Source organism: Brevundimonas sp. BAL450, assembly GCF_015767455.1.
GTDB classification, from domain to species: domain Bacteria; phylum Pseudomonadota; class Alphaproteobacteria; order Caulobacterales; family Caulobacteraceae; genus Brevundimonas; species Brevundimonas abyssalis.
This window is the reverse complement of the sequence record NZ_JADWOW010000036.1, coordinates 1-22,844: the sequence shown is the minus strand read 5'-3', so window position 1 is coordinate 22,844 and position 22,844 is coordinate 1. Positions and strand designations below refer to the sequence as shown.

The following is a 22,844-nucleotide window of genomic DNA, read 5'->3' as shown; positions in this document are numbered from 1 at the left end:
GCCGGCCCGGAAGGGGTCGAGACCGGCGACTTATGCTGATAGTGAGTATAAGTGGGCTTAATGTAGGACTACATGGCCCCGATGCAAGGGAAATCGGTCAGTCGAGGGACAGGATCTCGCCCAGGCGACGCTGCAGCTGTTCGGTGGCGTAGGGTTTGGGCAGCAGGGGCCAGGGCGCGTCCTTGAGGGCCTTGTCCACGTCATCGCCCGCATAGCCCGAGGTCAGGACTATGTGCATGTCCGGCCAGCGTTCCGCCGCCGCGCGCGCCAGATCGATGCCGCTCATGCCGCCGGGCATGACGATGTCGGTCAGCATCAGGTCGAAGACGCTGGCCTCCAGCGCGGTGAGGGCCTGATCGGCGTTCTCGACCGAGACCACCTCCAGGCCGAAGCTCATCAGCAGGTCCATGGCCACCGCCGAGACGGCCTGATCGTCCTCGACCAGCAGCACCCGGCGGCCGGTGACGGAGGCGGGGGCCACGTCCTCGGTCATGACGATGTCGCCCATGTCCTCGCGGCTCAGGGAGGGCAGGTAGAGCCGGACCCGGGTTCCCTTGCCGGGCGCGCTTTCGATCCGCACGTCGCCGCCGCTCTGGCGCGCGAACCCGTAGACCTGACTCAGCCCAAGGCCGGTGCCCTTGCCCACGGCCTTGGTGGTGAAGAAGGGTTCGAAGACCCGGTCCCGCACCTCGTCGCTCATGCCCTCGCCGGAATCCTTGACCGTGACGCAGATGTGGGGGGCGTTGGCCGGGCCGCCGGGGAGATCGCAGCTTTCGGTGGTGACGCGCAGGCTACCCTGTTCGCCCATGGCGTCGCGGGCGTTGACCACGAGATTGAGCAGGGCGGCCTCGAACTGGGCGGCGTCCACGCGGGCGAAGGCGCCCCCGCGCTTCAGCCGCGTCCGGAAGTCGATGGCCTCGCCCAGGGCGCGGCGCAGCAGGGGCTCGCTCTCGCGGATCAGGGCGTTGAGATCGCAGGGTTCCGGCCGCAGGGCCTGCCGGCGCGAGAAGGCCAGCAGCTGATGTGTCAGGCGTTCGCCGCGCCGGGCGGCGGCCAGGGCGGCCTCACCCATCTTCTGGCGCCGGGCGGCGTCGTCGGGCGACTTGAGGATCATGTCCAGGGCGCCGATGACCACGGTCAGCAGATTGTTGAAGTCGTGGGCCACGCCGCCGGTGAGGCGGCCGACGGCCTCCATGCGCTGGGCGTGCATCAGGTCCTGCTCGGCCCGGGCTTTCTCCTCCAGGGCTTCGGTGACCTTTTCGGCCAGCAGTTCATTGATGCGCTTGAGGTCCTGTTCGGCCCGCTTGGCCTCGTTGACATCGAAGGCCACGCCCACGAAGCCGATGACCTCGCCATGGGCGTCCAGTCGGGGGCGGGAGAACGAGCGCAGCCAGCGATATTCCCCTGAGTTGTGGAGATAGCGCCCCTCGAGGGAGAATGGCTTGCCGGTGGCTTCGCCAGCCAGGGATTCGGCGAGAATCCGCTCGTGGTCGTCGGGGTGCAGATACTCGCGCCAGTCGGCGAGGCGCACGGTCTCGTAGTCCGCGCCCATGTATTCCACATAGGCCTGGTTGACGAAGGACCGGACCCGGTCGGCGCGAGTGACCCAGATCAGAACGGGCGCGGTGTCCGCGATGTCGCGGAAGCGGCTTTCGCTCTCACGGAGGTGGACTTCGGCGCGCGCGCGCTCCAGCTCGGCCCAGGTCCGGTCGGCGACTTCCTCGATCAGTTCGACCTCGGCGTCGGTCCACTCACGAGGATGGGCGTCGTGGACGTAGAGGAAGGCGCGCAGCCGCCCGCCGCGCACCAGCGGCGCGCGCATGAGGGCGCGGGTGTCGATGGAGTCGAAGGCCGCCGCAGCATCCCGGGTGCGGGCATCCTCGCGCACATCGCTGATCCGCACGATCGCGCCCGCAGCCAGCTCCTGCATCACCGCCGCGCCGAAGGCGTCCAGGGCCCAGTCGCCCTCGGCGCTGGCCACTGCGTCGGTCCAGTCGCGGCCGAAGGTGACCACGCCATGGTCATCGTCGATCTCGCCATAGCCCACGCGCTGGACCTGGAGCGCCTCGCCCAGGGCGCTTTCGACGGCGAGCATGATCTCGTTGGGCTCGTCCAGGTCACGCAGCCTGTCGGTCAGGCCCAGCAGGAAGGTCTGGCGCCGCTCGTCCCGGGCCATGCGGTCCAGGGCCTGGCGGGTTTCCGTGACGTCGAAGGACATCCCCACATAGCCGCGGAAGGCGCCGTCCGCGTCGAAGCGCGGCTTGACGCTGACGCGCATCCAGCGCCAGTCGTTCGATGCATTGCGGAAGCGCGCCTCGAACCCGTAGGGCCGCCGGGCGGACCGGGCGTCCGCCTGGGTTTCCGCGACGACGCCGCGGTCGTCAGGATGGAGGGTGTCCTTCCAGATATGGCCGCGCAGCTCCTCCGCCGGACGGCCGTAGAACTCCACCAGGGCCTCGTTGACGAACTCGACCTCGCCCTCTTCGTTGGTCAGCCAGACGGGGGCGGGGGCGGTGTCCGCCAGCAGACGGAAACGGGACTCGCTTTCCCGCAGCGCGGCCTCGGCGGCCTTGCTGTCGGTGATGTCGGTGACCACGGCCATCAGCCAGGGTTCGGCGTCGGGGCCCTGGCGGCCGATGCGCACGGAGGTCAGAGCCCAGAAATCCGCGCCGTCCTTGCGGCGGTACCGCTTTTCGATCTTCACGCCGTCGGCCTGTTCGCCCGCTGTTCTGAGCGCCGTCCCGGTCTGGTCGATGTGGTCGGGATGAGTGATGTCGGCGGTGGCCATGCCGACGATCTCGTCACGCGAATAGCCCAGCATTTCGCAGAAACGATCGTTGACCTTGAGGATTCTGCCGTTGAGGTCGGCCTTGACGATGCCGGCGGCGGCCTGTTCGACCATGGCGGTCAGTTCGGCCTCGTTGTCGCGCAGCGCGTCCTCGACCATGCGGGTGTCGGTGACGTCCAGATTGACGCCGATCATGCCGAAGAAGCGGCCTTCGGAGTCCAGGCGCGGACGGGCGTTGGTGTGCACGATGCGCCAGTGGCCGTCATTCCGGCGATAGCGGGCCTCCACCTCGAATCCCTGTCCCGCCATGGCGGCGTCCATAGCGACCTGATGCACATCCGGCGCATCTTCAGGATGCAGGGTGGCGGTCCAGTCGAACTGGCTGAGGTCGTCAGGGGCGCCCCAGAACTCGCGCAGAGCCTTGTTGAGGTAGACGCAGTCGCCCTGCTCGTCGCTCATCCACAACATGACCGGCGCGTCCTCGCTGACCAGCCGGAACCGGGCCTCGCCCTCGTCCACTGCAGAGGTGGAGGCCTGCAGCGCCGCGTTGGATTCGACCAGGGATTGCAGGGTGCGGCGCAACGAGGAGGCCAGAATGATGCCGAACACGCTCGTCAGTGAGAATGTCGCGGTGTTGACCAACCCCTGCGCCGTATCGAGCACGAAAAGGCCCGGCAGGGTTGTGAAGGCCCACGCCGAGGTGACCGCCAGCACCAGGGCGGTGAAGCCCGCCAGCCGTCCGGCCCAGAGTGCGGCCATGAGAATGCCCGGCAGATAAAGCATCAGGCCGGGCGAACTGCCGTAAACGCCTTGAAGGCTTAGTCGAACCAGCACCCCGACAGCGGCGCCGGCAATGCCGATCAGCAGCGCATGGCCAAGGCCACGCTCACGCGAAAGCGCGACGATGCGAAAGATTCGATCCGCCTGCTGCTCGTGCCCTGCGCTCGTCCCTGAGGACATGGCTCCCCCGATGCCGCTTTCCTTTGCTCCGTCCGCTCACGGAGATGCCGCGGTAGTGCTTGGCAACGCTTTGAGGCCAAACGCGTTCCGGCGCCGCAAGAACGGTCGGCCGGGCCCGCGAAGCCCTTGCGTCCAGCTGCACTGTTCCTACCTCAAGATCATCCCGAGTCGACTCCAAGGAGCAACTATGACCGCCAAGATGGACACCGGCCTGAAGAAGGCTGACCGCACCGACATCGCTGTCGAACTGAAGAAGGTGCTGGCGGACAGCTTCGCGCTGTATCTCAAGACTCACGGCTACCACTGGAACGTGCGCGGGCCGCAGTTCTTCGGCCTGCACAACATGCTGGAAGAGCAATACCGCGAGCAGTGGGCCGCGCTGGACGAGATCGCCGAACGCATCCGTTCTCTGGATGAAACCGCGCCCCAGGGCTTCGGCACCTTCGGCAACCAGACCAGCATCAAGGACGGCGACCCTGAAAAGACGGCCCAGGCCATGATCGAGGAACTGGTGGGCGACCATGGCACGGTCATCGCCACCCTGCGCAAGGCCATCGAGACGGCCGACGAAGCCGGGGACGAGGCGACGGCCGACCTGCTGACCCAGCGTCTGGCGGCGCATGAGAAGACCGCCTGGATGCTGCGCGCCACCACCCAGTGAGGTGAACCGGTCGTAAGATCGGGAACAAGAAACCGCCGGAAAATGCGGGTATGAGAGTGTGAGCGCGCGACGTCGCGCCAGAACCCGGAGCGCCGATGCGGACCCATGACGTCAGACAGGCCCTGAAGCGGACGTGGCGCATCGTCACGGCCGCGCCTGTCGTCGTGGGCGCCCTGGCCCTGGCGATGTCGGCCAGTTCGACGGTGCGCCCGGAGTCCGACCGGACGGCCGAGGGACTGGCGCGGCTGACGCAGGGACAGCTGAACGAGGCGGGTCTGCTGGCCGTATCCGGTCGACTGGACCCGGCGACCCTGGCCCTGGCGCAGCGGCATGATCCCGCGTTCGGCCGGCCCGGCATCTCCGGTCTCACGCCGGGCTGGGAGAGCCTGACCCTGAACGGCCGTCCGCGCCTGGACGGCACGGCCTCGGGCGCCGATGCGCGGCGGCTGAACGCCGCCATGGCGGCGGAGGCGGGGGCCCTGCGTCCCGCCCGGCCATTCGTATTCAATGCGGCCACGGCCGAGGACCGGCGGCGCGCCCAGCGCTGCCTGACCCAGGCGGTCTATTACGAGGCGGCGCTGGAGAGCACCCTGGGGCAGGAGGCGGTGGCCCAGGTGGTCCTGAACCGCGTGCGCGATCCTAACTATCCCAACACAGTCTGCGGCGTGGTGTTCGAGGGCGCCGAGCGCACCACCGGATGCCAATTCAGCTTCACCTGCGACGGCTCTCTGGCCCAGGGGCCGGTGGGTTGGGCCTGGCGTCGGGCCGAGGCGGTGGCGCAGCGCGCCCTGGCCGGTCACGTGGCGGCGGAGGTCGGCACCGCGACCCACTATCACGCCGACTATGTCTACCCCTGGTGGGCGCCGACGGTGACCAAGATCCGCCAGATCGGCGCGCACATCTTCTATCGCTGGAACGGCGCCCTGGGCGACACGGCCGCCTTCATCCAGGCCCACGCCGGACGCGAGCCGGTGATCGACGAAGCCCGCTTCTCCCGTCCCCGCTTCCAGACCGCCGCGGCCGGCGAGAGCCTGGAAAGCCTGGCCGAGGCTTCGGGCGCTGCGCCCCGCACCGTGGAGATCAACGGCGCCACCCGCGTGGTGGGGGTGATCAGCCTGGGCGGACGGCGCCAGCCCACCGCCGAGGAGGTCGCGGCCATCAACGCCCGTCTGGCCGACTTCGAAGACGCCCGAGCAGCCCCTGCGGAGGATCGCGCCCCACCGCCCGGCGTGACGGTTCTGGATGTCGAGGAAGTGGGCCGTCCCGGCGCCTGACGTCTGCGCAAACCCATGTGCTGCAACGATACTGCGGCTTTTGCATTACGTTAGGCCCGCGCGAATGTCGCGCCGGGATCGCCGCCGGAGCGCCCGTGAACGACCGCGTGACCATCGAGACTGACGACGCCGGTGATTTGCGCAAGGCCCAGGAGGCCCTGGCCGCCAGCGAGGCCCGGTTCCGGGTGCTGGCCGACAGCATGCCCCAGATGGTGTGGTCCACACGGCCAGACGGATTCCACGACTACTTCAACGCGCGCTGGTATGAATTCACCGGCGTGCCCGACGGCTCCACCGACGGTGAGGGCTGGAACGGCATGTTCCACCCGGAGGATCAGGACCGGGCCCGGAAACGCTGGGTGCACTCTCTCGAGACCGGCGAACCTTACGAGATTGAGTACCGGTTGAGGCACCGATCCGGCGTCTATCGCTGGACCCTGGGTCGGGCCGTGCCGCTCAAGGACGGCGATGGGCGTGTCACACGCTGGTTCGGCACCTGCACCGACATCGACGACCTGAAGCGCATGGAGCAGCACAAGGAGGTGCTGAGCCAGGAGCTGAGCCACCGGATCAAGAACATCTTCGCGGTGGTGTCGTCCCTGATCGCCCTGTCGGCGCGCAAGCACCCGGAGGCCGCCCCCTTCGCCCGCGATCTGAGAACCCGGGTGGGGGCCCTGGCGCGAGCCCATGAATTCGTGCGGCCCCACACTGAGGTGTCACGGCCGACGGTCGGCGACATGACCCTGCACGCCTTCCTGGCCGATCTGTTCCGGGCCTACGCCGCCGAGGACGGATCGCCGCGTGTGCTCCTGAAGGGCGACGACGCGGCCTTCGACGACCAGGCGGCGACTTCTGTGGCCTTGCTGTTCCACGAACTGGCCACCAACGCCGCCAAGTACGGCGCCCTGTCCATGCCCGAAGGCCGCGTCATCCTGACCACCGAGACCCGGGACGACCGGTTCGTCCTGACCTGGGTGGAGGAGGGCGGACCGACCATCAGCCATGAGCCGCGCCACGCCGGCTTCGGCTCCAGTCTCGCCAGCCTGTCGGTTGAAAATCAGCTGGGTGGAAAATTGGAACGAAGATGGGAGCCGCAGGGTTTGATCCTCACAGCAGATCTTCCGTCCACTGCGCTGTCTCGCCGCAGGGCGGCGGCCAAGACCAGTGAAACCCTGTAACGCCGTTCTGCGTTATTGTCGGCGGAGGGCCATCAAGTCTTTGAGTTGAGGATATGAAACCGAGAATTCTGATCATCGAGGACGAAGCGATCGTGGCCATGGAGCTGCGCTTCGTGCTGGAGGATCTCGGATACGAGGTCGTGGACGCCGTGGCTGACGCCAGATCGGCGCGAAATGTGGTGCGCGAGACACCGGTTGACCTGGCGCTTGTGGACATTCACCTGTCCGACGGTCCCACGGGGGTCGAACTGGGCCGCGAGCTGGCCAACGATCAGAACGTCACCGTCCTCTACATGACCGCCAATCCCGGCATGGTGCGCGACGGGGTGGCCGGGACCATCGGTGTCCTGACCAAGCCCACCGACGAACGGGCGGTGCAGACCGCCGTGGCCTACGCCCTGCGCCGCCGTCAGGGCGAGATGTCGCCGCCTGCGCCGGCGGAACTGAGACTGTTCGCCTAGGGCTTACCAGGCCCCGATCTTCTCGGCTTCCTTGTGGCTGATCGGGTCGCCAGCCCTGGCGTGATCGACCTCGGCCAGGAAGCGCGCGGCCTCCAGCGCCGCCATGCAGCCCATGCCCGCGGCCGTCACCGCCTGACGATAGACGTCGTCGGTGACGTCGCCCGCCGCCCAGACGCCGGGGATGGCGGTGGCTGTGGTTCCAGGCTTCACCTTCAGATAGCCGCCCTCGTTCATCTCCAACTGGCCCTTGAACAGCTCCGAGGACGGGGCGTGGCCGATGGCGACGAAGAAGCCGTCGCAGGAGATCTCGCGGGTTTCCCCCGTTTTGGCGTGCTTCAGGCGCAGGCCGCTGACTCCCATGGGGTTTTCTGTCCCCAGAACCTCGTCGATCTCGTGGTCCCAGATCACCTCGACCTTGGGATTGGCGAACAGGCGCTCCTGCAGGATCTTCTCGGCGCGGAACTCGTCGCGGCGGTGAACCACGGTGACCTTGGACGCGAAATTGGTGAGGAACAGGGCCTCCTCCACCGCCGTGTTGCCGCCGCCGACCACAACGACTTCCTTGTTGCGATAGAAGAAGCCGTCACAGGTGGCGCAGGCGGAGACGCCGAAGCCCTGGAATTTCTGTTCGGACGGCAGGCCCAGCCATTTGGCCTGGGCGCCGGTGGAGATGATGACCGTCTCGGCCAGCAGCTCGCCGCCGGAATCCAGCTTGAGCAGGAAGGGGCGCTTGGACAGGTCCGCCTCGACCACGATGTCGTGGATCACCTCGGTCCCCACATGCTCGGCCTGGGCCTGCATCTGCTGCATCAGCCACGGGCCCTGGATGACCTCGGCGAAGCCGGGATAATTCTCCACCTCGGTGGTGATGGTCAGCTGGCCGCCGGGCTGCAGGCCGGCGATGATCACGGGCTCCAGCATGGCGCGGGCGGCGTAGATGGCGGCGGTCCAACCGGCGGGGCCTGAGCCGATGATGGCGACGCGGACGGTGCGGGGGGCGTTGGGATTCGACATGGTCCCAATCTAGGATGCAATCATCGGCTTTGCGACATGGGGGAGGCAGATGGCTGAGGACAAAAAAACGACGGGTGGCCCCGGGGCGGGTCTGGCGCTCGGGATCGGCGTGGGACTCTCCATCGGCACGGCGCTGGGTGTCGCCCTCGACAACATCGCCCTGGGCATCAGCCTCGGGTTGGCGATCGGCGCGGGCATCGGCGTGGCCATGGGCGCCGCCATGCCCTCTGACCGACGCAAGAAAGACGGAGAGGGCTCGGTCCCCGTGGCCGACACCTCGTCCGGCAAGGCGCGGAAAGACATGGAGTCGTCAGACGGCGACGGGGGCGGCGGCGGCGGGGATTGACCCGCCTACATCCGCTCCACGGCGGCGGCCTTGCGCTTCTTGGACATGGCCGACAGGCGGTGGCGGAATTGCTCCCAGGCCACGACGCCCCCGCTGGTGACCCAGTTCATCTGAATGGCCCGGCGCTTGCCCTCGAAGGGCTCGTGCCCGTGGTAGGAGGTGTCCGAGCGGCGGAAGATCAGCAGGGTCCCGCCGTTGGGCGGCACCTCGGCGGCCACATCGTTCAGATCATCGCTGTTGAGGATGCGCAGGCGTCCGCCGTCCGCGTCCCAGTCGTCGTTCATGTAGAGCAGGACGGTGATGATCTTGGATTTGGAGTCGGTGTGGATCTTGCCGTCGGTGGCGCGACAGCGGCCGCGGACGGTGAACATGGTGGGCTTGCCGCCCAGATCGATGCCGAACTTCGCCTCCACCGCCTGACGGAATGCGGGGCCGTCCATCTCGGCCAGCATCTCGGCGAAGCGTCCGTGAATGTCGAGCTCGCTGGGCGGGACCGAGCCGGGCACGTCCATGGACGGGAAGTCGCGGCTGACTTCGCCGAAGACCTCGGGCTTCACGAAATTCTCGACCACCAGATAGTCATAGGGCTCGCGCCGCAGGGGCGCTGCGTTCAGCTTGTCGATGTCCAGCAGGGCCATGGGCCTACTCCGCGTTCAGAACCACGCCCCGTTCGGCCAGACGCCGCCGCAGCGCATCGGCAATATAGGTCGTCGCGTCCACCGGCGCATAGGTCCATGCGTCAAGACGCCCCTCGAAAGGCCGCGTGGCGCCTGTCGCGGCCAGGGCCTGGTGGTAGCGGTCGAACTTGGAGCCCTCGGCGCCGGGCGGGTGGAACACATGGACCGGCTTGCCGGTGGAGGCGGCCTCACCTGCCATGTTCACGGAATCGGCGGTGACGATGATGGAATCGGCCGCTGCGACCCATCCCGCGTAGGGATTGGGGCCGGAGCCGTCATAGAGGCGGGCGGTGCGGGCGGAGGCCCACCGGCGCAGGCGCTCGGTGAAGGCGGGCGGGGTGCGGCGCGAGGCGGTGGCCAGGACGGTCCCGCCGCCAGCCGCCTTATCCGTCAGGGTCAGCAGGCGATCGAGCTCGGCCTCGTCGAATCGGTAGACGCCGTTGGGGCCGCCCACCATCAGCAGCACGAAGGGGCGGGGCAGGGCGGCGAGGTCGGCCTCGGCCCTGGCGCCTTCCTCGGCCAGACGCGCGGCGTTCAGCCGGTGGGGCGAGGTCAGGGTCTTGAGGACGTTGGGCCCGCGGACCGGGTCGTGCTCGGGCGCCCAGATGAAGTCGAAGGCTTTCGGGCCGGTCTTGGGATCCTGCAGGGCGACGGTGAAGACATGGCCGTCGGAGACCGTGCGGATGGCGCGGGCGTAGGGCGCGGCCTGCCGTCCCACGGAAATCAGAAGCTTCGGCCAGGGGGGCGAAAAGCGCGCGCCGTCGCCCACTTCGCCCGGCGCGACAGGGCCCCACGGCGCCAGCCAGCGCCAGGGCGCTTTCGGGGTCACATGGAACAGTTCGTGACGCGCGCCGAGGGCCTCGGCCACGCCGCGCGCCTGAACGTCGGAGCCGGTCGCCCCGTTGGTGATGAGCCAGACGGGAGCCGGGCTTATTTCCACTCGACCTTGAGGATCTCGTAGGCTTTCACGCCGCCGGGCGTGTTCACCTCGACCACGTCGCCGACTTCCTTGGAGATCATGGCGCGGGCGATGGGCGAGGTGATGGAGATCTTGCCCTGCTTCACGTCGGCCTCGTGTTCGCCGACGATCTGGTAGCGGCCCTCTTCCTCGGTGTCCTCGTCAACCACGGTGACCGTGGCGCCGAACTTCACCTGGTCGCCGGACAGCTTGGACACGTCGATGACCTGGGCGCGGCTGATCTTGTCCTCGATCTCGGCGATCTGGCCCTCGATCCAGCCCTGACGTTCCTTGGCGGCGTGGTACTCCGCGTTCTCGGACAGGTCGCCGTGCTCGCGCGCCTCCGAGATCGCGGCGATCACCGCTGGGCGCTCCACCGACTTGAGTTGTTTCAACTGATCGTCGAGAGCGCGATAGCCCCCGGCCGTCATCGGCACTTTTTCCATGTGCGATTGGGTTTCTTATTCGCCCTAGAGAAGGTGCAAGCAAACAAATGCCGGTCGAGGGCGCTTCGACCGGCCAGAAAGGATAGGGCGCGTTGAGACGGACTTCAAGCGGTCGTGTCTCGCGTTTGCGAAAAGCGATGCCGCACTGCGCGCCAGCCGAGCCATATCAGGCCCGCGCCGAGGAGCAGGGCCGCCAGGCCGGAGGCGGCGGCCACCCCGGCGGCCAGGAAGGCGAAGACCATGGCAATGCCGGCCAGCGCAAGGGAGACGTACTGAATAACTGAAAGTCGCATGGCCCCTTAACGGATCAAGGACTCATCCGGTTGCGTGGCGACCCAGGCGGCCTGGACCGTTTCGCGAAAAAGTGAGCGAAAGGGCTCGACCTCGGCGCGGGCTTCGCCGCCGCCCAGATCCCGGGTGCGGGCCAGCAAGGCGTCGCGGGCGGGACGCAGCAGGGCGAGGGCTTCGCCGGGGCGCCGCTGGTCATTCAGAAAGGCCGCCAGGCCCAGCTGGCGCAAGGTCAGGCGGGGATGGCCGGGCGCGACGTGGGCGCGGGCGATCTCGACGGCCTGGCGATAGTCGGCCTCCGCCGCCTCTGTCCGGCCCATGGCCTGCCGGGTCTCGGCCCGCCCCAGCAGCACCCCGCTGAGGGTCATGGCGAAACCGGGCTGATACGGCTCGCGCAGCAGGCCGATGGCGCGGTCATAGGCCGCGTCGGCCTCTTCGTGGCGGCCCTGACCGTTCATGGCGTCGGCGAGGGCGGCCAGGCTGACTGCGTGCATATGCCGGTCGGGCAGGGTCGCGCGAAGATCGACCGCCTGACGCAGCCACGGTTCGGCCTCGGCGTGACGGCCCATCCGCGTCAGGGTGAAGCCCAGGTGGTGCAGGGCGTAGGTATGACTTTCGCCGCCCGGCTCCGCGTGGAGCAGCACCTGTCGCAGCAGGGGCTCGGCCTGGTCGATGTCGCCGCGGGCATGCAGATGGGCGGCGAGATTGTAGAGGGAGGACAGGGTCGGCTCGCCCGTGGGGCCGAACAGTTGTTCGCGCAGGGCCATGGCGTGGCGCAGGGCGGCGGCGGCGTCGCTGTTGCGGCCGACCTCGCCGCGGGCCGTGCCCAGATTGTGCCAGGCGGTGGCGGTTTCCGCGTGCGTGTCGCCGAAAGCGCGCCGGGCGTGATCGAGGGCCGCGACCGCCGCCTGCTCCGCGTCGATGAAGCGGCCCGAGCGGGACCAGGTCTTGGCCAGCAACCCCCAGGCCGAGGCGCGTTCGGCGCCGCCTGCGGAAGCGGAGTCGACCAGGGCGCGCAGTTCCGTCTCGGCTGCGTCGAAACGACCGAGTTCGATCAGGCTCCAGGCCCACAGCAGCACGGTGGCGTGGGTGGCTTCGGTCTCGCCCCAGCCCAGGGCGCGCCAGCCCTCCACCACCTCGCGCAGCGCCGGCTCGGCGGCGACGTGGTCGTCGGCCATGTTGAGCGCATAGGCGCGCTCGGCCAGACCCTGGAGCCGGGCGGCCCGCGCTTCGGCGTCGACGACCGGCTTCGGCTGCGCCGCGACGGGGGCGGCGGCCAGGATCAGCGCGGCCGCCAGCAGGGCGGCGGCCCTAGGCATAGGCGTAGGTCCCGCCGCGCTTCAGCGCCGCCTGCCAGGCGGGGCGGGCGTGGATGCGCTCGAGGAACGTGCCGATGTTGGGCCGGCCCTCTGTCACCGCCATGCGGGTGGCGGCGGCCTCCAGCGGAAAGCTCATCATGATGTCGGCGGCGGTGAAGTCCGGTCCGGCGAACCAGCCGTTGCGGCCCAGTTCGCTGTTCCAGTAGTCCGCGTGGGTCTTGAGCTGGGGGTCGATGAAGCCCTTGTTGGCCGCCTTGACGATGCCGTTGACGATCGGCTTGACCAGACCCGGCGCGCGCTTGGGCAATTGGCTGAACACCAGCTTGAGCAGCAGGGGCGGCATGGCCGAGCCCTCGGCGTAATGCAGCCAGTAGGTGAAGCGATGGCGCTCCGCCGAGCCGTCGGCGGGACGCAGGCGGCCCTCGCCGTGGGTGTCGAGCAGATATTCGATGATCGCCCCGGTCTCGGCCACCCGGACGTCGCCGTCGTCCAGAACCGGCGACTTGCCCAGCGGATGGATCGCCTTCAGCTCGGCGGGGGCCAGCATGGTCCGGGGATCCCGCTCATAGCGCCGGACCTCGTAGTCGAGCCCCAGCTCCTCAAGCAGCCACAGCACCCGCTGCGAGCGGGAATCAGCCAGGTGGTGGACAATGATCATGAACGGCCCTTTCGACAGGCCGCCATCATGGCGCGGGCCGAGCGGCGCCGTAAAGCGCGATCAGCGACCGGAGGTCAGGCCGAGGCCATCACGCTCTGGAACAGGACGGCGCCGTCGGCGGAGCCCAGCTCGGCCTCGAAGGCGCGGTCAGGGTGGGGCATCATGCCCAGCACATTGCCCCGCTCATTGACGATGCCGGCGATGTCGCGGGCCGAACCGTTGGGGTTGGTGACGTAGCGGAACACCACCTGGCCCTCGCCCTCCAGGCGGTTCAGGGTCTCTTCGTCGGCGAAGTAATTTCCGTCGCCGTTGCCCTGGGTCATGACCACCTCGCGCCGGCCCTGATAGGCGGCGGTGAAGCGGGTCTGGCCGTTGGTGATCTCGAGCTCGATGGGCTTGCAGACGTATTTCAGCCCGGCGTTCTTCATCAGGGCGCCCGGCAGCATGCCGGCCTCGCACAGGATCTGGAAGCCGTTGCAGATGCCGACCACCGCCACGCCCGCATCGGCGGCTTTCTTCACCGCGTCCATGATCGGCGCACGGGCCGCCATGGCGCCGGCGCGCAGATAGTCGCCATAGGAGAAGCCGCCCGGCAGGACGACCAGGTCCACGCCGTAGGGCAGTTCGGTGTCGGCGTGCCAGACCATGTCCACCTTGGCGCCGGTGGAGCGTTCGACGGCGACCTTGCAGTCGCGGTCGCAGTTGGAACCCGGAAATACGATGACGGCTGCGCTCATGGCGCGGGCCTGTAGCAGGGTTCGCAGCGTTTGTCAGTGCGACTTCACGGGCGGCGTCCCGAGCGTCGGTCCGCTTCTGCTCCGGCCACTATCCTCGTCGATCAGCCATTGCGCTCGGCGCCCGCGCCCCACTACCGTGATGCGGAAACCGAGGATCGACCCCCTTCATGATCGAAAGCGCGCGCCCCGTGGAAGGGACCCTTCGCCCCGCCCTGAATCAGGTTCTCGACGGCGCATCCATCGCCATCGAACCGTTCCAGCACTTTCCGCTGGTGATCGATCGGCTGGCGCAGCTGAAATCCGCGCTCGACCTGTCGCCGCCCGAGAGCCTGGCGCTGGAGTTCGGGGTGTTCAAGGGCGTCTCCCTGCGGGCGCTGGCGCTGGCCTTTCCCAAACGCCGGTTCACCGGATTCGATTCTTTCGAGGGGCTGCCGGAGGCCTGGCGCCGCAGCGAAACCAGCACCTATGAAGCGGGCCATTTCGCCCTGAAAGCCCTGCCGGCGATGCCCGCCAATGTGGAACTGGTCGCGGGCTTCTTCGAGGACAGCCTGGACGCCTGGCTCGAGGCCAATCCCGGTCCCGTGGGCTTCGTCCATGTGGACCCGGACCTCTATTCCGCCGCCAAATTTGTCCTGGACCGACTGACGGACCGGTTGGCGGACGGGGCGGTGCTGGTGTTCGACGAACTGGCCGACTGGAAGGATGAGGGGGTCTATCCCCTCTGGCGCGAGGGCGAGTGGCGCGCCCTGTGCGAATGGCTGAACGAGCAGGGCTTCTGCTTCCGCATCCTGTCGCGCAGCCCCCGCTTCGAGGCGGCGATCCAGGTCTATCGCAAGCCGCCGCCGGGGCGGCGCGCCGCCGATGATCTGGCCCATGCGGCCAGCCTGTGGACCCATGGCGCCCCGGACGCCGCCGTGGCGCTGCTGGAGGAGACCGTGGCGGCCAAGCCCGGCTGGGTGACGGGGCTGCACCGGCTGGCGCAGTGGCGGACCAGGACCCGGGACAGCGAGGCGGCCCTGGCGGTCATCGGTCAGGCGCGGGCGGCGGCGGGCGACAGGACCGCCAGCGGCCCGGTGATCGATCTGGACCGGTTGAGCGCTGAAAACCGCTATCGTCTCGGCGATCTGGAGCAGGCCGCCAAGGATATCGCCCGGTTTCGACGGCAGCGGCCCGATCATGTCTCGGGGCTGACATTGAACGCGCTGATCGCCGCGCGGCTGGGACGGCACGAGGAGTCCGCCGCCCTGTGGAGCCGGGCGGCGCAGATTTCCGGGTCAGACCCCTACGAGGAGAACGCCCGGGAGCAGAAAGTCCTGTCGCAGATCCGGCCGGAGTTCCGGGCCATGCGCAAGAGCGGTCTGATGATCCAGCATCTGCTCGACGATCGCGAGTTCCAGACCGTGCTGGACGTCGGCAGCGGCGCGGGAGAGCAGGCCGAGGCCCTGCGGCGGCATGGCAAGCAGGTCACGGAGCTGGACTACGGTGAAAGCCCTTCGTTCCTGGGCCGTGAGGACGGTGGTGGAGTCATCATCGGCGATTTCCTGCAGACCCGGTTCGAGACACCCTTCGACTGCGTCATCGCCTCCCACGTGCTGGAGCACCAGCTGAACGTGAACGCCTTTCTGAAGGCCATGCACGCCAGTGTCCGCGAGGGCGGGATCGTGGCCCTTTCCGTGCCGCCGCTGAAGCACCAGATCGTCGGCGGACACGTGACCCTGTGGAACGCGGGGCTGGTGCTCTACAATCTGGTGCTGGCCGGCTTCGACTGCCGCACGCCGTGGATCCGGCAGTACGGCTACAACATCTCGGTGGTGATCCAGAAGCGGACGATCAGCCCTGGAGGGCTGGTGTTCGACAACGGCGACATCGACCGCATCGCCCCCTTCCTGCCCGAGGGCTTCGGCGAGGGGTTCAACGGCGACATCCGCCGGCTGGGCTAGCCCTTGTTCTCATAGATGGCCGTGATCTGCGCCCGGGCCAGGGTGTGGAAATGCAGGTTGAAGCCGAACACGGCGCCGGAGTTGTCAGCCGTCACGTCCAGCGTGTCGGTGTCCACGGCGAACACTGTGAAGATGTAGCGGTGCGGGCCATGGCCGGGGGGCGGGGCGGCGCCGCCGAAGCCGGAGTCTCCGTAATCGGTGCGGCCCTGAACGGCACCCCTGGGCAGGTTCGCGCCGCCCACGGCGCCGGCGCCCCGGGCCAGCTCGGTCACGTCGGCGGGGATGTTGGCTACGGTCCAGTGCCAGAACCCGGAGCCGGTGGGCGCGTCGGGGTCATAGCAGGTGACGGCGTAAGACTTCGTCCCGTCCGGGGCGCCCGACCATGTCAGGTGGGGAGAGGTGTCGCCGTGCGCCTTTACGTGGGCGTCGGGCAGCGTGTCGCCGTCCTTGAAATCGTTCGAAGTGACGGTGAAAGTCATGGGCGTCTCCCTGTCCGGTGATGCGTGTTCAACGCATTCGCCGGACAGGGGATGCCGAAACGGCGGCCGGGTCAATTCGCCTGGACCCGGCCTAAGGTAGAGGGTCAGGCCATTTCAGGCTTGCGGGCGCCCGAGCGGTTGCGGCCGCGGCGCTTCATCTTGAAGTCGCCTTCCACCGGTGGCTTGGACGTGCGTTCGCCGGCCATGGGATCGAAGGTCGGACGCGCCGGCTGGGCGCGGTCGGCCGACTGGGCGCCGGGCTTGCCGCGGCCGCGAACGCGGTGGGGCTGACCCTTGCCGCCTTCGGGACGCACGCCGTCGCGGTGCGGATTGCGGTTGCGGCCGCGACCGCCGGGGCCGCGTCCGTCGCCGCGCGGACGCTCGTCGTCCGGCAGGGTGGCCTTCTTGCCGACGCCCGCAGCCATGATGGAGGCGTCCAGCGCCGCCAGGGCCTTGTCGTTGCGGCGATCCCAGCTTTTCAGCTTCTGGCGCGTGACCCGCTCGATGTCGCGCAGCAGCTTCATCTCGTCCGGGGCGCAGAAGCTGACGGCCGAGCCGTCGGCGCCGGCGCGCGCGGTGCGGCCGATGCGGTGCACATAGGCTTCCGGCACGAAGGGCAGCTCGAAATTGACCACGTGCGAGACGCCGTCCACGTCAATGCCGCGCGCTGCGATGTCGGTGGCGACCAGTACCCGCAACTTGCCCTTCTTGAAGGCTTCCAGGGCCCGCTCGCGCTGGGACTGGCTCTTGTTGCCGTGGATGGCGCCGGCCTCGACGCCGCCAGCCTCAAGATAGGCGGCGACCTTGTCGGCGCCGTGCTTGGTCTTGGTGAAGACCAGGCAGCGGGTCATGGCCGGATCGGCGAACATCTCCGACAGCAGGGCGCGCTTGCGGCCCTGTTCGACGATGATGACGCTCTGGTTGATGCGCTCGACCGTGGTGGCCTGCGGCGTCACCTGGACCTTGACCGGGTCCTTGAGCAGTTCGCCGGCCAGCTTGCCGATTTCGGTGGGCATGGTGGCCGAGAAGAACAGGTTCTGGCGGCGCGCGGTCATGCGCGAGACCACCTGGCGGATCGGCTTGACGAAGCCGAGGTCCAGCATCTGGTCCGCCTCGTCGAGCACGAAGATCTCGGTGGTCGACAGGTCCAGGGTCTTCTGCTGGACGTGGTCCAGCAGGCGGCCCGGGGTGGCCACCAGGATATCGAGGCCCTGCTGCAGGGCGCGTTCCTGGCCGCCGTACTTCACGCCGCCGAAGATCACGGCCACGCGGAAGCCCAGGTGGGCGCCGTAGACCTTGAAACTGTCGGCGATCTGGCTGGCCAGTTCGCGGGTGGGGGAGAGGATCAGGGCGCGGGTCGTGCGCGGCACGGGCGCCTTACGGTCCGCCGCCAGCCGGTGCAGGATCGGCAGGGCGAAGGCGGCGGTCTTGCCGGTGCCCGTCTGGGCGATGCCCAGCAGGTCCTTGCCCTTCATCACGTCCGGGATGGCCTGGGACTGGATGGGGGTGGGGGTGTGATAGCCTTCGCTGGTCAGAGCCTGCAGCAGGGCCGGATTCAGGCCCATGTCGGCGAAGGGAATAAGGGTCTTGGTCAAAATGGTTCTTTCGCATGCGGCGACGCGCATCAGGCCGGGCTCAAAGCCGAAGGCCGCGCGCCGCCAATCCCGATGGGGTCCGCGAAATGCGGGCCGACGGGAGTGATCGGGCGCCGCCCCGCGTGTCCGGGCGACGAATGAATCTGGAGAAGCCGGCTGCTGCTACAGTCAGGTCTTTCGTAAGAAGACCCACACGCGCTGGAGGCACCGGAAATCGCGTTTGTGCGATGCAGCGCTAGATGGTCGCTAATTGCGGCCACGTCAAGGCCGAAGGCGGGCTCACTCGTCGTCGACGCGGTTGCTGCGCTGCCGAATGGGGGTCTCGGCGCCCTGGCGCACGTCGACGCCCGGTACATCACGCAGGTGGGCGCCCGCGCATCCCATGCCCAGATTGGAGCCGGGGCAGTCGCCGGGGCCGACCACGCCGGTTCCGCCCGACAGCGGCGCGCGCTGGGCTTCGTAGCGGGCGATATTGGCCCGGCCCTGGCGGGCGAAGGCTTCGTCGCGTTCGGGATCGCCGCTGCCGCGAATGGGGGGCGTGTCGCCGGCGCCGGCGAAGCGCTCGTCGCAGGCGACGCGCTCGGACGGCGTCATGTCCCGGCGCGGACGGCTGCAGGCCAGGCCGGACGACCGCAGGGCGCGGGCCACCTGGTCGCCGGGGCCGTCGGGCCCCACACGCCAGCGGGGCTCGACGCCCTGGGCGGCCGCGTCGGGCCGGGCCGGCAGGCGCAGCGCCTCCAGACGGCGGCGTTCCTCTTCTTCATCCCGCTCAGGCGCGCGCAGACGGATTTCGCGGCCCATGGCGGGGGCCTCGCGCGGCTGTTCGATCACGGTCAGGGGCGGCTCGCGCAGCACCTCTCCCGGCATGACGGGGCGCGGCTCGATGCGAATGTAGAGGGGTTGCGGCGGGGCGGGGAGGCCGGACATGTCCAGGCCGGTGCGCATGCCGACGACGCCCAGCACGATCAGGTGCAGGATCAGCGAAGCACCGACCACCCCCAGCAGGGCCCGGTTGCGGGCGACGCCTTCGTGCAGACGCAGTACAGTCGACATGAAGCCCCTTGTCGTGCTCGCGCGGCCGGGCCGAAGGCCTGAGTCTGCCGCGAGCGGTTCGCATCGCCATTATTCGGGGTTATGCGTCCGGTTTAAGGCGAAGCTGACGGGGAGGCGTCCTGCCTACTTCTCAACGATGGAATTGATCATGCTAAAGCCTGTTCTTGCGGCAGCGCTCCTCATTGTCGGGGGCTGCGCTGCGACAGCTTCCGACACCCCGCGGCTTGTTCCGGGAGCTGATGGCGGGGTCGTCATGGAATGCGTGATCGGCAGGGACGGTCGTTTGTATAACTGCCGTATTCTCAGCGAGACCCCTGAGGGCGCAGGGATCGGAGAAGCGACCCTGGCTCTGGCCAATCGATTTCAGATGCCGACAGTCAATGCGCGTGGCCAGTCCGCCGTAGGCTCGCGCGTTCGCATTCCGGTTCAGTGGCAACTGGATGAAAGTGGGACGCCTTCTACGACCAGCGAACTTGACCTTCCGCCCCCCGAAGCGTAAACGGCGCGCACTTCGAGGCATGGGCGGTCCGCCGTCTGCTGATCTCGTGACAATCGAACGGACGGGCTGAGCCCGCCGGAACGCCCAAAGCGCGCGTTCCGGCTTTTCTGTTTGAGCGCACGGTCGGTCTCGATAACAGCCCGGGCGCGGTTTCGGCCACGTCCAAAAGAAGGAACGCGAGGCGCCCCGGCCGACAGGCACACGCCTCCATCGCAGAAGAGACCAGACACGAATGCCTACGATCAACCAGCTGATCCGCAAGCCGCGCAAGCCCAAGCCCGTGCGCAACAAGGTGCCGGCCCTGGAGGGTTCGCCCCAGCGCCGCGGCGTCTGCACCCGCGTCTATACGACGACCCCGAAGAAGCCCAACTCCGCGCTTCGTAAGGTGGCCAAGGTCCGCCTGGCCAAGAACGGCTACGAAGCCGTGTGCTACATCCCCGGCGAGGGTCACAATCTTCAGGAGCACTCGGTGGTCCTGATCCGCGGCGGCCGCGTGAAGGACCTTCCCGGCGTCCGCTACCACATCCTGCGCGGCGTGCTGGACACGCAAGGCGTGAAGGACCGCAAGCAGCGCCGTTCGCACTACGGCGCGAAGCGTCCGAAGTAAGCCCTGCGCGTCCAGAATATTATTTAAGAGGATAACCCCATGTCCCGTCGTCACCGCGCACAGAAGCGTGAAGTTCTGCCGGATCCCAAGTATGGTGATCTGATCGTCACCAAGTTCATGAATTACGTCATGTACGAGGGCAAGAAGGCCGTCGCCGAGAACATCGTCTACGGCGCGTTCGAAATCCTGGCCGAGAAGAAGAAGGACCAGGAGCCGGTCGCCACCTTCCACTCGGCGCTGGAAAACGTCGCTCCGGCGGTCGAGGTCCGGTCGCGTCGCGTCGGCGGCGCCACCTATCAGGTGCCGGTCGAGGTTCGCCCCGATCGCCGCCGCGCCTTGGCCATCCGCTGGCTGGTCAACGCCGCGCGCAACCGCGGTGAGAACACCATGACCGAGAAGCTGGCCGCCGAGCTGCTGGACGCCGCCAACAACCGCGGCACCGCGGTCAAGAAGCGCGAAGACACCCACAAGATGGCTGAAGCCAACCGCGCCTTCTCTCACTACCGCTGGTAAGCCGGATTTCCGGCTGACGGCCCTTCAAGAAGCGGGCGGTTTGCGTTAGACCGCCCGCGCTCCTGAAGACCCCTCCCTGACCCAGGCGCCGGATCGGCGCCGAACACCCGAGTTTTCGAATATGGCCCGCATCAACAAGATCGAGGATTACCGCAACTTCGGCATCATGGCCCACATCGACGCGGGCAAGACGACGACGACCGAGCGGATTCTCTATTACACCGGCAAGTCCCACAAGATCGGCGAAGTGCACGACGGCGCCGCCACCATGGACTGGATGGACCAGGAGCAGGAGCGCGGCATCACCATCACGTCCGCCGCGACGACCGCCTTCTGGAAAGAGAAGCGCCTCAACATCATCGACACCCCCGGCCACGTGGACTTCACCATTGAAGTCGAGCGCTCGCTGCGCGTGCTGGACGGCGCGGTGACCGTGCTGGACGGCAACGCCGGCGTTGAGCCCCAGACCGAAACCGTCTGGCGCCAGGCCGACAAGTACCGCGTGCCGCGCATCATCTTCATCAACAAGATGGACAAGCTGGGCGCCGACTTCGACACCTCGGTGCAGTCGATCCGCGACCGCTTGGGCGTGAAGGCCGTCCCGATCCAGCTGCCGGTCGGTCAGGAATCCGACCTGCGCGGCATCGTCGACCTGGTCCGCATGAAGGCGATCATCTGGGAGAATGACGGCCTGGGCGCCGAGTTCCGGGAAGAGGAAATTCCCGCCGATCTGGTCGAGCGCGCCACGGCGGCCCGCAGCTATCTGATCGAGAACGCCGTCGAACTCGACGACGAGGCGATGGAAGCCTATCTGGAAGGCAACGAGCCCTCCGAGGAAGTCATCAAGAAGTGCCTGCGCAAGGCGGTTCTGAATGCGGCCTTCTATCCGATCCTGTGCGGCTCGGCGTTCAAGAACAAGGGTGTGCAGCCCCTGCTGGACGCGGTGGTCGACTATCTGCCGTCGCCGCTGGACATCCCCCCGACCCCGGGCCTGGACTACAAGACCGAAGAGCCGGTCGTCCGTCACGCCTCGGACGACGAGCCCCTGTCGGTCCTGGCGTTCAAGATCATGGACGACCCCTTCGTCGGCTCGCTGACCTTCTGCCGCATCTACTCCGGCAAGATGGAAACGGGCATGGGTCTGCTGAACTCGACCCGCGACAAGAAGGAGCGCGTCGGCCGCATGCTGCTGATGCACTCCAACAACCGCGAGGACATCAAGGAAGCCTACGCGGGCGACATCGTCGCCCTGGCCGGCCTGAAGGACACCCGCACCGGGGACACCCTGTGCGACCCGATCAAGTCGCCCGTCATCCTTGAGAAGATGGAGTTCCCGGCGCCGGTCATCGAGATCGCCGTCGAGCCCAAGACCAAGGCCGACCAGGAGAAGCTGGGCGTCGCCCTGGCCAAGCTGGCGTCCGAGGATCCGTCCTTCACCGTCTCCACCGACCACGAGTCGGGCCAGACGATCCTGAAGGGCATGGGCGAGCTGCACCTGGACATCAAGATCGACATCCTGAAGCGCACCTACAAGGTCGAAGCCACCATCGGCGCGCCGCAGGTGGCCTACCGTGAATCCCTCGGCAAGACCGCCGAGATCGACTACACGCACAAGAAGCAGACCGGCGGTACGGGCCAGTTCGCCCGCATCAAGATGGTCTTCGAGCCCGGTGAGCCCGGTTCGGGCTTCGTGTTCGAGTCCAAGATTGTCGGCGGCAACGTGCCCAAGGAGTACATCCCGGGCGTCCAGAAGGGCATCGAGTCCGCCAAGGACAACGGCCTGCTGGCCGGCTTCCCGCTGATCGACTTCAAGGCCACCCTGATCGACGGCGCCTACCACGACGTGGACTCCTCGGTGCTGGCGTTCGAAATCGCCTCGCGCGCCGCCTTCAAGGAACTGCGGACCCAGGGCGCGCCCAAGCTGCTGGAACCGATCATGGCCGTCGAGGTTGTGACCCCGGAAGAGTATCTGGGTTCGGTCATCGGCGACCTGAACGGCCGTCGCGGCATGATCCAGGGCCAGGACGTGCGCGGCAACGCCACCGTCGTGAACGCCTTCGTGCCGCTGGCCAACATGTTCGGCTACGTCAACAACCTGCGCGGCATGTCGCAAGGCCGCGCGCAGTTCACCATGCAGTACGACCACTATGACCCGGTGCCGCAACACGTCGCCGACGAAGTGATCAAGAAGTACGCCTAACCACACCCCCCAACCTTATAGGACCCCGTTTGGGGGACAGGAGCTAAGAGATATGGCCAAGGAAAAGTTCGAACGTAACAAGCCGCACTGCAACATCGGCACGATCGGCCACGTTGACCACGGCAAGACGACGCTGACGGCGGCGATCACGATGACGCTGGCCAAGGCCGGCGGCGCCAAGGCGATGGCCTAT

22 protein-coding genes are annotated in these 22,844 nt (G+C 67.8%); 10 read left to right on the top strand and 12 right to left on the bottom strand.

Translation table 11 applies throughout. The features are described 5' to 3' along the window. Nucleotides 1-97: 97 nt before the first annotated feature. A complete protein-coding gene (locus tag IWC96_RS03000; RefSeq protein WP_021697964.1) occupies nt 98-3,748 on the bottom strand; it encodes a PAS domain S-box protein in 3,651 nt (1,216 codons plus the stop codon). 187 nt (nt 3,749-3,935) lie between these two features. Between IWC96_RS03000 and IWC96_RS02995 the strand changes: the two genes are divergently transcribed. The 4 genes from IWC96_RS02995 (at nt 3,936) to IWC96_RS02980 (ending at nt 7,322) form a co-directional block, all read left to right on the top strand. Further along, complete coding sequence (locus IWC96_RS02995) at nt 3,936-4,409, top strand: Dps family protein (protein WP_021697965.1); 474 nt, start codon at nt 3,936-3,938, stop codon at nt 4,407-4,409. Between the two features lie 95 nt (nt 4,410-4,504). Continuing rightward, a complete protein-coding gene (locus IWC96_RS02990; protein ID WP_196838319.1) occupies nt 4,505-5,683 on the top strand; it encodes a cell wall hydrolase in 1,179 nt (392 codons plus the stop codon). Nucleotides 5,684-5,778: 95 nt separating this feature from the next. Then, the gene (locus tag IWC96_RS02985; protein WP_262422785.1) at nt 5,779-6,861 is read left to right on the top strand and encodes a sensor histidine kinase; all 1,083 of its coding nucleotides are present in this window, start codon (nt 5,779-5,781) and stop codon (nt 6,859-6,861) included. Between the two features lie 53 nt (nt 6,862-6,914). Next, on the top strand, nt 6,915-7,322 hold the full coding sequence (locus IWC96_RS02980) for a response regulator (RefSeq protein ID WP_021697969.1): 408 nt from the start codon (nt 6,915-6,917) through the stop codon (nt 7,320-7,322). A 3-nt stretch (nt 7,323-7,325) separates the two neighbouring features. Here the strand turns inward: IWC96_RS02980 and trxB are convergent, their stop codons facing one another. Next, nucleotides 7,326-8,336 carry a thioredoxin-disulfide reductase gene (trxB, locus tag IWC96_RS02975; RefSeq protein ID WP_196838318.1) on the bottom strand — a complete coding sequence of 337 codons (1,011 nt, stop codon included), beginning with the start codon at nt 8,334-8,336 and terminating at the stop codon, nt 7,326-7,328. 49 nt (nt 8,337-8,385) lie between these two features. Here trxB and IWC96_RS02970 point away from each other — a divergent pair, with 49 nt between their 5' ends. Then, nucleotides 8,386-8,682 (top strand): hypothetical protein, encoded by a 297-nt coding sequence (locus tag IWC96_RS02970; RefSeq protein WP_045319195.1) that lies wholly within the window; start codon nt 8,386-8,388, stop codon nt 8,680-8,682. Nucleotides 8,683-8,687: 5 nt separating this feature from the next. On the opposite strand, the gene IWC96_RS02965 is transcribed toward IWC96_RS02970, so the two are convergent. The 7 genes from IWC96_RS02965 to purQ form a co-directional block, all read right to left on the bottom strand. Then, nucleotides 8,688-9,320, bottom strand: coding sequence for a 2OG-Fe(II) oxygenase (locus IWC96_RS02965; RefSeq protein WP_021697972.1), 633 nt, complete (start codon nt 9,318-9,320; stop codon nt 8,688-8,690). Between the two features lie 4 nt (nt 9,321-9,324). Continuing rightward, nucleotides 9,325-10,299, bottom strand: coding sequence for a mitochondrial fission ELM1 family protein (locus IWC96_RS02960; protein ID WP_021697973.1), 975 nt, complete (start codon nt 10,297-10,299; stop codon nt 9,325-9,327). Next, on the bottom strand, nt 10,290-10,763 hold the full coding sequence (gene greA, locus IWC96_RS02955) for a transcription elongation factor GreA (RefSeq protein WP_045319196.1): 474 nt from the start codon (nt 10,761-10,763) through the stop codon (nt 10,290-10,292). Before greA ends, IWC96_RS02960 begins: the two co-directional genes overlap by 10 nt. 104 nt (nt 10,764-10,867) lie before the next feature. Further along, nucleotides 10,868-11,056 carry a hypothetical protein gene (locus tag IWC96_RS02950; protein WP_045319197.1) on the bottom strand — a complete coding sequence of 63 codons (189 nt, stop codon included), beginning with the start codon at nt 11,054-11,056 and terminating at the stop codon, nt 10,868-10,870. Between the two features lie 6 nt (nt 11,057-11,062). After that, the gene (locus tag IWC96_RS02945) at nt 11,063-12,370 is read right to left on the bottom strand and encodes a tetratricopeptide repeat protein (RefSeq protein ID WP_021697976.1); all 1,308 of its coding nucleotides are present in this window, start codon (nt 12,368-12,370) and stop codon (nt 11,063-11,065) included. Beyond that, nucleotides 12,363-13,028 (bottom strand): glutathione S-transferase, encoded by a 666-nt coding sequence (locus IWC96_RS02940; RefSeq protein WP_021697977.1) that lies wholly within the window; start codon nt 13,026-13,028, stop codon nt 12,363-12,365. Before IWC96_RS02940 ends, IWC96_RS02945 begins: the two co-directional genes overlap by 8 nt. Before the next feature lie 74 nt (nt 13,029-13,102). After that, nucleotides 13,103-13,765: a phosphoribosylformylglycinamidine synthase subunit PurQ gene (gene purQ, locus IWC96_RS02935; protein ID WP_196838316.1), complete on the bottom strand. Its 663-nt coding sequence runs from the start codon at nt 13,763-13,765 to the stop codon at nt 13,103-13,105. 167 nt (nt 13,766-13,932) lie between these two features. On the opposite strand from purQ, the gene IWC96_RS02930 reads away from it, so the two are divergent. After that, complete coding sequence (locus IWC96_RS02930; protein ID WP_196838315.1) at nt 13,933-15,705, top strand: methyltransferase domain-containing protein; 1,773 nt, start codon at nt 13,933-13,935, stop codon at nt 15,703-15,705. Here the strand turns inward: IWC96_RS02930 and IWC96_RS02925 are convergent. The 3 genes from IWC96_RS02925 to IWC96_RS02915 all read right to left on the bottom strand — a co-directional run bounded on the left by IWC96_RS02925 (nt 15,702) and on the right by IWC96_RS02915 (nt 18,832). Then, nucleotides 15,702-16,184 carry a YbhB/YbcL family Raf kinase inhibitor-like protein gene (locus tag IWC96_RS02925; RefSeq protein ID WP_021697980.1) on the bottom strand — a complete coding sequence of 161 codons (483 nt, stop codon included), beginning with the start codon at nt 16,182-16,184 and terminating at the stop codon, nt 15,702-15,704. The two genes, IWC96_RS02930 and IWC96_RS02925, sit on opposite strands and share 4 nt — an antisense overlap. A 104-nt stretch (nt 16,185-16,288) precedes the next feature. Continuing rightward, entirely contained in the window at nt 16,289-17,809 is a 1,521-nt protein-coding gene (locus IWC96_RS02920) for a DEAD/DEAH box helicase (protein ID WP_021697981.1), read from the bottom strand. Between the two features lie 249 nt (nt 17,810-18,058). Beyond that, a complete protein-coding gene (locus IWC96_RS02915) occupies nt 18,059-18,832 on the bottom strand; it encodes a hypothetical protein (protein ID WP_021697982.1) in 774 nt (257 codons plus the stop codon). Between the two features lie 731 nt (nt 18,833-19,563). Between IWC96_RS02915 and rpsL the strand changes: the two genes are divergently transcribed. The 4 genes from rpsL to IWC96_RS02890 form a co-directional block, all read left to right on the top strand. Beyond that, nucleotides 19,564-19,938 (top strand): 30S ribosomal protein S12, encoded by a 375-nt coding sequence (rpsL, locus tag IWC96_RS02905; protein ID WP_021697983.1) that lies wholly within the window; start codon nt 19,564-19,566, stop codon nt 19,936-19,938. Between the two features lie 39 nt (nt 19,939-19,977). Continuing rightward, nucleotides 19,978-20,451: a 30S ribosomal protein S7 gene (rpsG, locus tag IWC96_RS02900; RefSeq protein ID WP_021697984.1), complete on the top strand. Its 474-nt coding sequence runs from the start codon at nt 19,978-19,980 to the stop codon at nt 20,449-20,451. Between the two features lie 121 nt (nt 20,452-20,572). Continuing rightward, nucleotides 20,573-22,651: an elongation factor G gene (fusA, locus tag IWC96_RS02895; RefSeq protein WP_196838313.1), complete on the top strand. Its 2,079-nt coding sequence runs from the start codon at nt 20,573-20,575 to the stop codon at nt 22,649-22,651. A 52-nt stretch (nt 22,652-22,703) separates the two neighbouring features. Next, on the top strand, nt 22,704-22,844 hold a 141-nt coding region (locus IWC96_RS02890), incomplete at its 3' end, for a GTP-binding protein (protein WP_231378809.1).

Bases quoted from the DNA above. Each gene is read 5' to 3' on its own strand.
- IWC96_RS02915 (WP_021697982.1), bottom strand. From the start codon at position 18,832: ATGTCGACTGTACTGCGTCTGCACGAAGGCGTCGCCCGCAACCGGGCC.
- IWC96_RS02995 (WP_021697965.1), top strand. From the start codon at position 3,936: ATGACCGCCAAGATGGACACCGGCCTGAAGAAGGCTGACCGCACCGAC.
- IWC96_RS02940 (WP_021697977.1), bottom strand. From the start codon at position 13,028: ATGATCATTGTCCACCACCTGGCTGATTCCCGCTCGCAGCGGGTGCTG.
- IWC96_RS02920 (WP_021697981.1), bottom strand. From the start codon at position 17,809: ATGCGCGTCGCCGCATGCGAAAGAACCATTTTGACCAAGACCCTTATT.
- IWC96_RS02965 (WP_021697972.1), bottom strand. From the start codon at position 9,320: ATGGCCCTGCTGGACATCGACAAGCTGAACGCAGCGCCCCTGCGGCGC.
- greA (WP_045319196.1), bottom strand. From the start codon at position 10,763: ATGGAAAAAGTGCCGATGACGGCCGGGGGCTATCGCGCTCTCGACGAT.
- IWC96_RS02980 (WP_021697969.1), top strand. From the start codon at position 6,915: ATGAAACCGAGAATTCTGATCATCGAGGACGAAGCGATCGTGGCCATG.
- trxB (WP_196838318.1), bottom strand. From the start codon at position 8,336: ATGTCGAATCCCAACGCCCCCCGCACCGTCCGCGTCGCCATCATCGGC.
- IWC96_RS03000 (WP_021697964.1), bottom strand. From the start codon at position 3,748: ATGTCCTCAGGGACGAGCGCAGGGCACGAGCAGCAGGCGGATCGAATC.
- purQ (WP_196838316.1), bottom strand. From the start codon at position 13,765: ATGAGCGCAGCCGTCATCGTATTTCCGGGTTCCAACTGCGACCGCGAC.
- IWC96_RS02970 (WP_045319195.1), top strand. From the start codon at position 8,386: ATGGCTGAGGACAAAAAAACGACGGGTGGCCCCGGGGCGGGTCTGGCG.
- IWC96_RS02925 (WP_021697980.1), bottom strand. From the start codon at position 16,184: ATGACTTTCACCGTCACTTCGAACGATTTCAAGGACGGCGACACGCTG.
- IWC96_RS02990 (WP_196838319.1), top strand. From the start codon at position 4,505: ATGCGGACCCATGACGTCAGACAGGCCCTGAAGCGGACGTGGCGCATC.
- rpsG (WP_021697984.1), top strand. From the start codon at position 19,978: ATGTCCCGTCGTCACCGCGCACAGAAGCGTGAAGTTCTGCCGGATCCC.
- IWC96_RS02945 (WP_021697976.1), bottom strand. From the start codon at position 12,370: ATGCCTAGGGCCGCCGCCCTGCTGGCGGCCGCGCTGATCCTGGCCGCC.
- rpsL (WP_021697983.1), top strand. From the start codon at position 19,564: ATGCCTACGATCAACCAGCTGATCCGCAAGCCGCGCAAGCCCAAGCCC.
- IWC96_RS02930 (WP_196838315.1), top strand. From the start codon at position 13,933: ATGATCGAAAGCGCGCGCCCCGTGGAAGGGACCCTTCGCCCCGCCCTG.
- IWC96_RS02950 (WP_045319197.1), bottom strand. From the start codon at position 11,056: ATGCGACTTTCAGTTATTCAGTACGTCTCCCTTGCGCTGGCCGGCATT.
- fusA (WP_196838313.1), top strand. From the start codon at position 20,573: ATGGCCCGCATCAACAAGATCGAGGATTACCGCAACTTCGGCATCATG.